Origin of the sequence: Fructilactobacillus vespulae, from assembly GCF_047324295.1 — a bacterium.
In the GTDB taxonomy this organism is placed as follows: Bacteria; Bacillota; Bacilli; order Lactobacillales; family Lactobacillaceae; genus Fructilactobacillus; species Fructilactobacillus vespulae.
In genome coordinates this window covers 1-12,979 of the sequence record NZ_CP137139.1, presented here as the reverse complement: position 1 = coordinate 12,979, position 12,979 = coordinate 1, and the positions used below count along the sequence as shown (strand labels likewise).

Annotated in this window: 12 protein-coding genes; all 12 read left to right on the top strand. The window is 31.1% G+C overall.

What is annotated here, in order from left to right; all coding sequences use genetic code 11:
• Complete coding sequence (gene budA / locus R4B61_RS07545; RefSeq protein WP_413628349.1) at nt 1–717, top strand: acetolactate decarboxylase; 717 nt, start codon at nt 1–3, stop codon at nt 715–717.
• 450 nt (nt 718–1,167) lie between these two features.
• A complete protein-coding gene (locus tag R4B61_RS07540; RefSeq protein WP_413628348.1) occupies nt 1,168–1,524 on the top strand; it encodes a type II toxin-antitoxin system RelE/ParE family toxin in 357 nt (118 codons plus the stop codon).
• A 5-nt stretch (nt 1,525–1,529) separates the two neighbouring features.
• Nucleotides 1,530–1,805, top strand: a complete 276-nt coding sequence (locus R4B61_RS07535) for a helix-turn-helix transcriptional regulator (RefSeq protein WP_413628347.1) — start codon at nt 1,530–1,532, stop codon at nt 1,803–1,805.
• Between the two features lie 48 nt (nt 1,806–1,853).
• Nucleotides 1,854–2,168 (top strand): hypothetical protein, encoded by a 315-nt coding sequence (locus R4B61_RS07530; RefSeq protein WP_413628346.1) that lies wholly within the window; start codon nt 1,854–1,856, stop codon nt 2,166–2,168.
• 80 nt (nt 2,169–2,248) lie between these two features.
• Nucleotides 2,249–5,110, top strand: coding sequence for a VirD4-like conjugal transfer protein, CD1115 family (locus tag R4B61_RS07525; RefSeq protein ID WP_413628345.1), 2,862 nt, complete (start codon nt 2,249–2,251; stop codon nt 5,108–5,110).
• 116 nt (nt 5,111–5,226) lie between these two features.
• Nucleotides 5,227–7,449 carry a pLS20_p028 family conjugation system transmembrane protein gene (locus R4B61_RS07520; protein WP_413628344.1) on the top strand — a complete coding sequence of 741 codons (2,223 nt, stop codon included), beginning with the start codon at nt 5,227–5,229 and terminating at the stop codon, nt 7,447–7,449.
• Between the two features lie 427 nt (nt 7,450–7,876).
• Nucleotides 7,877–8,254: a hypothetical protein gene (locus R4B61_RS07515; RefSeq protein ID WP_413628343.1), complete on the top strand. Its 378-nt coding sequence runs from the start codon at nt 7,877–7,879 to the stop codon at nt 8,252–8,254.
• Entirely contained in the window at nt 8,244–8,855 is a 612-nt protein-coding gene (locus tag R4B61_RS07510) for a hypothetical protein (RefSeq protein ID WP_413628342.1), read from the top strand. The genes R4B61_RS07515 and R4B61_RS07510 overlap by 11 nt, the downstream gene beginning before the upstream one ends.
• A gap of 12 nt (nt 8,856–8,867) precedes the next feature.
• On the top strand, nt 8,868–10,832 hold the full coding sequence (locus R4B61_RS07505) for a helicase HerA domain-containing protein (protein ID WP_413628341.1): 1,965 nt from the start codon (nt 8,868–8,870) through the stop codon (nt 10,830–10,832).
• Nucleotides 10,833–10,843: 11 nt separating this feature from the next.
• Complete coding sequence (locus R4B61_RS07500; protein WP_413628340.1) at nt 10,844–11,071, top strand: hypothetical protein; 228 nt, start codon at nt 10,844–10,846, stop codon at nt 11,069–11,071.
• Between the two features lie 19 nt (nt 11,072–11,090).
• A complete protein-coding gene (locus R4B61_RS07495; RefSeq protein ID WP_413628339.1) occupies nt 11,091–12,233 on the top strand; it encodes a phage tail tip lysozyme in 1,143 nt (380 codons plus the stop codon).
• A gap of 20 nt (nt 12,234–12,253) precedes the next feature.
• Nucleotides 12,254–12,883 (top strand): hypothetical protein, encoded by a 630-nt coding sequence (locus tag R4B61_RS07490; protein ID WP_413628338.1) that lies wholly within the window; start codon nt 12,254–12,256, stop codon nt 12,881–12,883.
• Nucleotides 12,884–12,979 lie beyond the last annotated feature (96 nt).

Genomic DNA, 12,979 nt, shown 5'->3' with positions numbered 1-12,979 from the left:
ATGTATGATAAAAAAAATATTTTGTTTCAGCATGGAACAATGCAAATTCTTGCGGAAGGCTTATTGGATGGAACTATTTCTTTGAAAAGCTTGCTTGAACATGGAAACACAGGTATTGGTACAGGAGAAGGAATTGATGGTGAACTTATTATTTTAAATAATGTTGCTTATCGTATTGATACTAATGGTAAAGCAATTAAATTAAATGACAATTTTATGGTTCCTTTTGCAAACGTCAATTTTGCTAACTATACATTTTTAAAAAAAGTAAAAGATGAACCATTAAATCATTTATTGTCTATAATAGAAAAAGAAATAAAGGGAAGTAATAAGTTTTTTTCTATAAAAATCAATGGATGTTTTGAAGAAATAAAAACAAGATCAGCTGGTAAATCTAGCAAACCATACCCTTCACTTAAAGAAGTTGCAAAAAAGCAGGTTGAATTTTATGGAAGTGATATTACTGGTACTGTAGTTAGTTATCATACGCCAAAAGTTTTTCAAGGTGTTGGAGTTGCTGGATTCCACAGTCATTTCTTATCAGATGATTTGAATTTTGGTGGACATATACTAAGCGCATATTTAAATTACGGAGTAGTTGAAATTCAGGTTATGGATACATTTGAGCAACACTTACCTAATGATAATTTAGCTTATCAAAATGCTAATTTATCTAATTTAAAACATTTAGATGAAATTATAAAAAAATCAGAATAATTAAGGTTAAAATTCATAAGTATTTTTTATTATTTTGTTTATATAATAATTTAATTGATAATTAAATTAATTACCAAATATAACGAGCTATTCCACTTATTATGTTTCTCCACATTAATTTATATGTATGTAAAAAAAATAACTCAGTTTTTCACTGGGTTATTTTTTTGTTGCTAGCAAATTTAAACTTTAAATGCATAAATTCTTTTAATAGTTGAAATTATGCAATAATATGTTTGCTGCTTCGAGTAGTTGTATGTATCGCAATTGAAGTAGTAGGAGTCAAATATACTCCTAACATCTCGTGTTAAAGTTAATATTTTTGGTAGTAAATTATTCTATCGATATAAAAAGGATTCCGATTGTGAATCCTTTTTTGATTATAAATTGGATCTATATTTATTGAAACTAAGGAGTTGACTTTTGATAGCGGATAGACTATCATAAATTATGAAGAAAATATCTTTTGATTATGCTGATTTTAAGGAATTTAAAAAATTCTTGGATTCTTTGAGTGCTAAAAGTGCGGATAAACTAACTGAACTAATTAAAAAAGTCGAAAATCATGGAATGCAAGAAGCACAAGAACGGCAATGGGTTAAAAAACTAGAAAAAAATTTATATGAAATTAGAGCTAGATTTGGTTCAAACAGTAATCGAGCTATTTACTTCAAATTTAAAGATTCAAAATTTATTATTACTCATGGATTTAAAAAGAAAACTAACAAGACTCCCAAAAAGGAAATTAATAAGGGTATCAGAATAAGAAATTCATATTTGAAAAATAATGAACATTTTAAGAGGTGATTTAAATGAGTAAAATTGATGAATATATTGTTGAAAGAAGTCAACGTGATCCCGAATTTAAAGAAGCTGTTGAAGAAGGAAAGATGTCGTCTGAGGCTTCAGATAAAGTTTATGAATTGAGAAAAGAATTAGGTTTAACCCAACGTGAATTTGCTAAACTTGTTGGTAAACCACAATCAACGATTGCAAGAATTGAGAGTGGAGATATGTATCCCTCAACTCAATTATTAGCAACTTTAGCTTTTAAGACCAAAAAAAAGTTCATTATTAATTTTAAGTAGTATATTATATATAAGTTGTTTTTATATTTATTAGGAGGATATTAAAAGATGAAAGATGATGATTTAGACAAGATTTTGACGATAGCTGAGACTCAAATTATGCAAAGCACCACTTCGACTAATGACGATGATTCAGAACCAACTAATTCAGTTTATGTTCCGGATTTTGATCAAATTATGATTGAAGACAAAGAAGAAATATTACATATTTTAAGACAAAATTATTCAGTAGATTCAATAGATGATATTCCAGATGTATTTTTTGACAAATCTGGACTTAAATTTGGAAAAACTTATTACCCTGATGAATTAGATAGATTTCCAGATTCTTATAAAGACCCTAATAATAGGAATAGTTGGTAATTTTAAAAATAAAAAAGCAAAAATACACCATTGTTTTTAGCAGTTGATATGCTAAAGGAAATTAAACGGAGGTGTATTTTTTGTTAGGTAAAAAATTAGGAAATGGAAAAAACCAAAGAGGACAATCACAAGGGCCGTGGTGGTCTCAGTCTCGCCAATTATTAATAACTATGTTTGGTCTAACGGGATTATTCGGAATTATGTTGATTGGGTATATGGCTCAGATCTCGTTTTTTTTGTATAAATATGTAATCCAATTTAGGATTTCGTTGGATCCAAATCGGAAGATTAATAACCCTATCACCTTAAATGATATTTTTGCTTTAAAAGGGCTTTGGATATTTAATGATATTAATTATCCAACCTTAATTTTTTGGCTTATTTTTATTGGCACAGCAGTTATGATTGTTTGGGCTAGGGTTTTTAGATCATACATTACTTATAACTCATATGAATATGGTAATGAAGGATTCGAAGATAATAAAAAAGTTGTAAAACAATACTTGAATATTCCTGATCGTGATAAGGAATTTGATGGTTATGGTGGTGTTCCAGTTTTACATAAAAGTAAAATGGTTGGTAAACTTATGCAATTATTTACTTATGTATTTGTGCCAACTATGAAAAAGGGTGGTATTCCTAGTCAAACTATTCAAAATCGGATTCAAAAGATGTTTGAAAAGTTTAAATTTCTAGGTAAATATATGATTGATCAACAGACTAATAATACTTTAATTTATGGTATTACTAGATCAGGTAAAGGAACAACTTTTATTTTTCCATTGATCGATATCTTATCCAGAGCTAAGAAAAAAGTATCTTTATTTATTAATGATCCTAAAGGTGAGATTGCTAGATCAAGTTTCTTTTCATTGATTAAACGAGGCTACAAAGTTGTTATTATTGATTTGAGTAACATGTATAAATCAGCCAGTTATAACCCATTACAGGTTATTATTGATTATGCTAAAAAAGGATATATTGACCAAGTGCAAATGGAGGTTAATAAAATATCGACTTCTATATATCAATCGGTAAAGTCTGGTGGTAGTGAAAAGTTTTGGAATAACTCTTCTTCTAACTTGTTAAACGCTTTGATTTTAGCTCAAATTGATTTAGCGCGTCGTAATCATGATTGGGGAAAGGTTACGATGTTTAACATTTATCAAATGTTAACTCAGATGGCAGGTAAAGAAGTTATAGTTGATATAAACGAACAGATTACTGATGATCCCAAAAAAGCAGTGAAACAGGAATCTATGTTGACTCATTATTTCAAAATAATGGCAAAAGCTCCATATGATCCTTTTAGACAGATGGCTCTTGATGCTTTTAGTCAATCTGCTTTTGCAGGGTCTGAAACTCAAGGTTCAATCTTTTCTTCTATGATGGAAGGTATTAAACTTTACCAACAGCAAGATGTTGCAAAACTAACTTCTAAAAATACGGTAGATTTTAAAGAGGCAGCGTTTCCTAGACGATTTTCAGTTAAGTTAATTGATAATCTTGCATTAGAAACAGCGAAAGTGGTCTTAAAAGACGTTTCAGGGAAAGTTATTGAAGCTAGAAACCAAGATATTGATAATTTAGGTTATTTGAATTATGCAATTAAGACAAAAATAAATGGTAAATTTTCTATTCAATTTGAAGTTAATAAAAATGAGGAAACTTTTGATTTTGTCTTTGATGGTGAAATTGTTGAAAAAGAAAAAGTAATTGGTAATCCCTTCGATAAAACAAAGAAATCAGTTTCTCAATCAGTTAAAGAGTTAAAAAATAATAGTTTTAACTTTAATAAAAATGAATCAAGTTCAAATGCATTGAACAGTTTTTCTGATGAAGAATTAAGTTATTCAGAACAACCAGTAGCAGTATTTTTCGTAACTCCACCTAACAACAATGCTTATAATCAAATTATTTCTTTTGCAATTGATCAATCATTTAATCAAATGTATGAAATGGCAACTCAAAATGGTGGTAAATGTTATCGTAGAATTCATTTTGTTTTAGATGAGTTTAATAATTTACCTACTGTAAATTCAATGGATACTAAAATTTCAATCGGCTTAGGTCAAGAGTTATTATTTGATATTGTTGTTCAAAATGACGAGCAACTAAATATTAACTATGATGAAAATGTTGCTAATACAATCAAAGCCAATTGTTCCAATACTTTATATATTTTGAGTAATTCAGATAAGACGACGGAATTAATTTCTAAAAAGTTAGGAAAAACAACCGTTATGACGAGAAATCATTCAATTACTCCTGATTTAAATGTGGGAAGAGATACGATCAATACTAGTCAAACAGCACAAGATGTAATGTCTCCAGTAGAGTTACAACGATTGATGGTTGGAGAACAGGTCTTATTAAGAGCTAATACAAGACAATCAATTACTGGTAGTAAAATCAGAAATAATCCAATTTTTGCAACTGGATTAACTTTTGAAATGCCTGCCTATTGGCAGTTTTTATTAAATACCTTTGATTCAAGCACTAGAATGTCTGATATTCCTTATCCTTGTATTCATGCCAAAATGAATTTAAATGAAAATGCTTATGTGTATTTCAATAATGGTGAAAACACTAGTGATGATAATGAATTAGACAAGATAATGGCTGTTGCAAACATGATCAATACAAACAACGATGTTAGCAGCGAAAGCAGTTTAGAGAATAATAATGAAGATGATGAGATTGAATATCTTTTCACTGAAGCTGAATTAGATAATAAAGAATTAATGTCAGAGAAAATAGAAGATATTATTAATACATTAAAAGAGTTAAATGTCGATGGTAGTTTTAATTCAGAAGATGATGAAATTGGATCATTTAGTAGTTTGAGTGCTAGAGAGCGAGTATCTTTCATTGAAGAACATAATATTAAGGATATATGGGATAAATATGGAATTAATCGAAGAACATTGGCGCTTGATTAAAAATAAAGAACACTTTTATAAGTGTTCTTTTTTGTTGGTATAAAGGCAGTAAATCTCCATAGATTTAAGGACAACTTATAATTTCTTTAATTGAAGAAAGGAGTCGGTATGAATTTATGATTAATTTTATTAATAATATGACCTCAGTTGGGATTCCAAATGGTAATAGTCCTGATCAGTGGGTACCTTTTTATCATGCGTGGGAAAAGGCTGGATACTTAAACTTTACTGGTATCTGGGAAATAAAAGTTTTTGGTGCAATTAAGGATATTCTTCTTAGGTTATTTTATGATATAGCAGTGGGAATGGAGGATATATTTAATGCTTCACTAAAGATTTTTGGTATCTTTGATGATTTTGGAAGCGGTCCACTACATTCATTAAGAATGTTGATTTTTTGGTTAGGAATTGCCTTTTTAATTGTTTCTTTAACAGGGTTGGCTCTTTCTCAAATTTTTGGTAAAGGTGAGAAATATTTAAAAGGGATTAAGTCTGCGGTTATTTTTACCTTTGTAGTTATTTTGTTGCCTTTTATTGTTAGTTCTATGGGTAAAATTAATGAATCAGGAGCAAAGGCAATTGAAAATAATGGTAATGCTAATTCTATGGCGATAAATTTTATTAATGGAAATATTATTGACTCAACCAGATTAGCCTCAAAAAATTTCAATTTTGATCCTGATGATATACAGCCTGATAAAGATAATTTAAATAATTTTAAAGATGAGTCTATTCACTCAGTTCACTTTGGTGATGTTGTATCAGAATCTAATTTAAAGTCATCTAAGAATAAGCCAGGAATAAAAGCTTTTCAACATGATTTAATTACTGGCGATAATGGCAATGATACAATCGAAGATTATGCAATGCCTAAAGATAATAAAACTGGGATTACAAAAATATTTTTACCGGGCTATGCAAGATATACGGGTCATTATTGGATAGCATTACTTTCTTTAATGATATTAGCTATGTTTTTAATTGTCATGAGTATTAGAGTTATTAGATCTAGTTATCAGATAATTATTACTACATTATCGGCTCCATTAGTTTTATATGTAAATTTACAAAAACCCTCTAGAGTAAAGGATATGTTGAGTGCCATATCTGGGACAATGATTGGAATATGGGCTGAAATAATATCAGTTAGGGTTTTTATGATTGTTATTAGTTCACTCGATAATAATCCTGCTGTAAAAGCTTTAAATGCAGGTGGATTAGAGTTGGGAATGATGAAACTTTTCATTCTAATTGGGTCAATGTTTGGCTTTTTATATGGTATTCAACTTATTGAAAAATGGACTGGAGTTCCTAATGGTACAGGTCATGGAATGCTAGGATTCGCTTTAGGTGGTGCTTTGGCTGCGAAAGGAATTTCTTCATTAGCATCAGCAGGTTTTGGTGTAGGAAATTCTGCATTAGAAAAAGTAAAAGGAACAAATTCAGCCTCAACTGGAAGTGGCAATTATGCTCACCAAATAGGTGCTAACTCTGATCCTACTAAAGGTGTAGGCAAAGATGGTGAAAATAAAGGCACAAATGATAATGCTGATTCTAATAATGAACATAAAGGAAACGAAAATCCAAACCAAAACAATGGAACTAATGGTACTTCAGTAGACTCAGGTTCTTTAAATAATGGGGATTCTCCAGTAGATGATGAAGATGGCAAAGGCACAAATGATACTGCTATTGATGCAGGAGCACAGGATAATGGAAAATCACCAGTAGATGGAGTTGATGGTAAAGGCACAAATGATACTGCTATTGATGCAGGGTCACAAGATAATGGGAAATCACCAGTTAACGGTGTCGGTGATAAAGGCACAAATGATACTGCTATTAATTCAGGGAATCAGGACAATGGAAAATCACCAGTAGATGGTGTCGGTGATAAAGGCACAAATGATACGGCATTAAATTCAGGTAATCGTGATAATGGTAAAACCCCAGTAGAAAAAGAAGGTTCTACACCTTCAAGTTATGGAACTACAGATGATTCAATTAGTTCAGATAATACCGATGGATCAGAAACCTCTGGAACTAGTGATTCAACTTATACTGACGGAGGAACTTCTGAAGGTTCAAATCCAGCAAATCCTACTAGTGATGTTGACAGTAAACCAACAGGTGGGATTACTAATCCTGAATTAGCTAAAAAAATTGATAGTATTGGTAGACACCAACAAATGTCGGATCAAAGACAAGAACAGATTGCAAAATCAAGTAAACCAAGTACTTTTGATAAAATACAAGGGGTAGCAAATACTGCTTCAAGAATTAGACAAGAAACTGATGAAGAAGGCATCGGAACACCAGAAGATAAAGATGAATTCTAAAATACGAATGCAGTAAATAACAGCAAGTAGATGTATATGTAATAATTTAAATAGTGATTAGATATATTATTTAATTACTAACGACTGCAATTTTAGTGCAGTACGGCTCTTTTTCTTGAATGGGGACATGTGTATTCCCCTTTGTATTAAAAAAGAATCCAATTTTTTAAAATTGGATTCTTTTTGTTTTTGCATAAACACTCTCCATACATTACATGAGATTAATTTAAGTTACGATTTCACCTGTGTCGAGACTTCTAGCTAATTCTAGTGACATTTATCTCACTCCTTTTTTAATTCTATTTTAATACTCTCATCAATATAAGTCTTTTTGCTATGCAAGAAGGCTTTTTGAATTGCAGTAATACACGCTTTTAATACTCACTTAATAAACTATAAGCACGTACAAGAAAGGAGAGCAGTACTTATGGCACAAAAAAATGAAGCAGAGATTAGAAATATAGGGGTTGCTAAAGGTGTTTATACTCTCATGAAAATGGGAATGTTTTTTGTGAGAGACATTTTGACCTTGGTTGTTGTATTTGGTTCCTGTGTATTAATCGGAAATATATTTCCGCCAGATCAATTTGGCAGATTAATTTTCTTTTATATTTGGAATCTTGTTTTTACGGCATGGTTAGTTTTTCCATCTTTTAATAATCCTGGGAAAAGAACTTATAACTTGATTTGGGATTCTTTTTTTTCATTAGTGGAATCTAAAAAGTTAAAAAGTTTTGATTATTACGAATTTGATTCAATTGAAGAATTTGCAAAAATCGGTGGAGGTTTAAAACATGGTAACTAATTTAATGGATAAAACTAAAGTTAAAAAGGAAAAGAGAAATAAAAAAAGAACCATCATTGATTTGATGGGATATAAGAAAATCACTAGTGATAATCATCATTATTTATGTTTAAAAGATGGCACTTATTGCAATCTTTTAAAGGTTCCAGGGATTGGTTTGGATAGCTATCCGAATAGCGAGTATATGGATATTACTGATGGTTTTACAAGCTTTTTACGGCAATATGTTTACGACATAACTTTTATTACGACCCAGTTTCCTGCTTCTACACAAGAACAGCAAATTTATTGGAACCAAAAGTTATTTAAAGCGCAATCTGATTTACAAAAGACAAGAGATCAAAAAGAACGAACCAAATTGCAGATAAAAATTAGATACATCAAAGAAAGTTTAAGCGTAACTAGAAATGTTGAGCAACAATTAGAAAATCAAGAATACATAGTCTTGATTTTTGCTAAAAATCCAAGGGAATTAAATATGAAATGTCAAGATATTAAACAATATGGAGGTAAATATATTCAATTTCAAGATATGGATTTAAAACGAAAACAACAATTGCTATTTAAAATTAATAATATGAATGCGCCATTAAACGGATAGGAGATACTTAAGATGAATAGAAAGGAACGAAAACGATTAGAAAATGAAGGATATGATTTAAAACTAATTGCTCATACGCAACCACAAGGAAATATTGATTTAAGTTTAGATCCTTTTATAAGAACTGGAGATGGATTGTTTAGTTGTTTACATGTTTATGATTTTCCAACAGAAAATATGAAGTATTTTTGGCTAATGGACATTGTTAATTATGAGCATACGGTATGTACTCTATCTATTGGAAACGAAGATGAAAAAACTATTCTTAAATCTTTGCAGAAATCTACAGATGAATTACATTCACAGGCATTATCTCGGAATGCAAAATTAAATGCTATTGATGCTGCAAAAGAAAAATATGATATGCAAAGAGAATTAATGCAACAGCTAAGACATTCTGAAGTGATGAAAAGAGTGGATTTGCGAATTTTTGTTTATGCAAGGGGAGAAGAGGAATTAAACAAACGAATAGAGCATATTGTTCAAGGAATTAATTCAGTTTCCTTTAAAGGAAGAGCCTTTTTGGGAGAACAAAGCTCTGAATTCCAAAGCATTTTTACTCCTGAAATGAAACAAGATAAGCTTCCTAACCATCGAAAAGGAACACCTATTATCTCAAAAGTTCTTGGCCATGGATTCTTTTTCAATCACGTTAAGCTAGATGATCCAAAAGGGAGTTATTTTGGTAAATCCAAAACAAATGGTGAAATCATGTTAGATCCTTTATACGTTGGGCAAACACGATTGACTCCGTTTTTCATGACTACTGGACGTCCTCGTTTCGGGAAATCTACTTTTTCCAAAATGTTAAACGATGATATTTTTATGAGAAATGGTAAATTAAGATATTTTGATCCTTCGGGTGAATATGTAAAACAAACTTTAGAACAGGGAGGTAAAATAATTGATTTAGCAGGTGCTGAAAATAGAATTAATCCTTTTGAAGTTTTTCCAACGGCGACGACCACTGATGGATCAAAGCCTGATGAAATTGGTAGTTTTAACATGCATGTTGAAAAACTAGTAAATATGTTTGGATTTATGAATCCTAAAGCTGATAGTGACGACAAAATTATGCTTAGAAAACTGTTAACTGATTTCTATATCTATAAAGAAATGTATGTAAAAAACACGGATAACAATGGAATGGATAAAGTGATGGTATTGGGATTACCACACTATCAATATCCAACGATGTCTGACTTTGTATCCTATGTAAGAAACATTCAACGAGGTTATGCAACATCATCAGCTGAAAAATATACGGAAGAACAAAGAAAATCAATTGGAAGAATCGTAAATACATTTGATCAAATGATAACTAGTTATAAAGGCATTTTTGATGGAACTACGCAAATTGAGGACTTTTCTGATCAAACAGCCGTTAACTTTAAAGTTGATAGTTTACTAGAAAGAGGTTCTGATGTTTTTAATGCCCAGATATCTTCTTGCCTTAGTTTAATTTCTGCTGATGTTGTTAATAATGGAAAGAAATATCGTGAACTTTTAAATAACAAACAAATTGAGGTTGATGATATTCCATATTACTGGATTACCATGGACGAATTTCAAAATTATGCCAAACCCGATTTCGCTGATGGAATTGAATGGTTAGCTAATTTAATGCAACAAATGGCAAAGAATTTTTGTGGGTTAAATGTCATTATGCCAACGATGAAAGATTTCTTACCACGTGATAATCAATTAGCAAGTAGTGATCGAATGAATCGATATCGTACAGCAATGGACAAAATTTATGGATTGTTTACTTATCGAACGTTTTTCCATCTATCAGAAGATGACACTGACGCGCTTGAACAAATCATGGGTAGTTCTGTTACTCCTGGAGAACTAGCCTCAGTTTCTAAATTAGACAAACATGAGGTTCTAATGAATATTGATGGAGGCGGAAATTATACATTTAAAGTTCAGCCAACTGCTAGTCAACTAGATAGATTCCAAGGTGGAATTGGATAAGGGGAGGCTTTATGAAAAATTTATTAGAAATTAGTAAAGCTAAAAAAACTATACGAAGAACCATAAAAGAAAAAATAAATGATGATGTTAGTATTGCGCTAAAAAATTTTGAAGCAAAACAAAATCAAACCTTGCCGAAAAAAAGTATAAAAGAGCAAAAGAAAACTAATATTATTTTCTTGATTCTTTCATTTTTAGTTCTAATCTTCTTTATTACTTTTGGTCTTTTCTTTATTTAAGGATTTGAGGTGATATTAGGTGGATTGGAAAAAAATTATAAAATGGTTAGGAATAGGTGGTTTTATTTCATCATTTATTGCTTTGATGTTTTTTGTTGTCATTGTAATGATGTTATTTGCTAATGATAGTTCTGATTGTGGTACTGGTGAAGGTGCAGGATTTAATGATAGTGCTGATACTACCCAAAATGCCAAAATGATGTATGAGTATATGATATCTCATGATCATGCAACTCCTGAGGGAGCTGCGGGTACATTAGGGGTTTTTGAATTTGAAAGTAGATTTAATCCCAAGGTAGCCAATGGAGCTGGATCAGGAGCAACAGGGCTTGCTCAATGGATGGGCGGACGTTTAACAGAGCTACATTCATGGTGTAATGCTAATGGTAAAGATCCTAATACATTGAATGGACAAATTGCATTTGCTATGTATGAAATGAAAGCTAAATATCCGCAAAGTTACGCCGCACTTAAGTCAAATGATGTTGACCATGTTGTAGAAGTCATGACAAATAATTATGAGGGACTATCTCAAAATCCAGAGCAATGGCACTATGAACAACGTAAACCAATGGCTAAACGATGGTTAGGTCAGTTCTCAAGTGACCCCGTTAGTGCTTCAGCTATCACTGATAGTAGCGATGATGCCGCTTCTCAAGCTGATGATTGTGGCGATGGTGAAGGTGGTGATTGGGCGCCTCCAATGAAGGGTAATGGTGCAATTACAGGTGAACAGCGTTTTGGTCATTCAGAATCTAGACAAGGTAATTTCCATGATGGAGTAGATTATGGTAGCAGTAGTTTTACCAATCCTAATGTTTATGCGGCTCATGGTGGAAAAGTAGTGTTTGCAGGAGATCCAGGTACAGTCGGAATGGATAACTCTTTCCCTAATGGATTAGGAAAATCGTTTGTGGTTACTAAGTCAGATGATGGTTATTATGTAGTTTATCAAGAATTCAATACAAGTACCGATGGAATTAAAGTTCATGAAGGAGATCAAGTAACTACAGGTCAATTAATTGGAGTAAGAAACACCGATCACCTTCATATGGGAGTCACTAAAATGGATTGGAAGAAAGCCGAAGGTCATGCCTTTAGTAATGACGGAACTTGGGTAGATCCATTAAAATTAATTAATTCTGCATCAAAATATCAATAAAATACAAAGGGGAATTATCAATGAATAGAGATAAGGTTAAAATTGGGTTTGCTGTTGGGCTAGGGATTATGTTTATATTTTCAATTGGATTGGTTTTAAGATTAAATTCAGTTAAGTCAACTGATGAATATCGCTATAATGAATTAGCGAAAGCAAGTAATCAACAGATTCAAGCAGCAGAACAAGCTAAAATCAAAGCCGAAAAAGATTCTAATGAAAAAAATAATCAAACAAAAAGAGCTTTGGCTGCTAATGCAGATCCAAAGCAAGAAGCAAATCAAAAATTTAATGATTTAACTAATAAAGTTTTAAATAATTTGTATACCTTTACTCCACAAAATTATGCTTCAAGAAAAAATGAAGTTAAAGATAGCTTGAGTAGTGATTTATATAAGACTTTATATCCAACAAGTAAGACTTCAACTAATAGTGCAGGAACAACATCAGAATTTGAAAGTCTAGAATTATTTGCAGATACTGATCCAAGCACAACTAAGTCAGGATTAGCGGTAGTTAAATACAAAGTAAAATCAGGTGATGGAGATTTTCAAGAACATACTCACCAATGGAAAATAGAATATGATATTGGTAATAACAAGTTAACTGGATTAACTGATATGGGAACACCAAGTAATATTGGTGGTAATTAAAAAATCTATATATAGATAAAAAGAGTAAGCATTAGCTTACTCTTTTTTATGGTTATTTTATTATTTTACATGTTACTTATTACAAGTAACATGTAA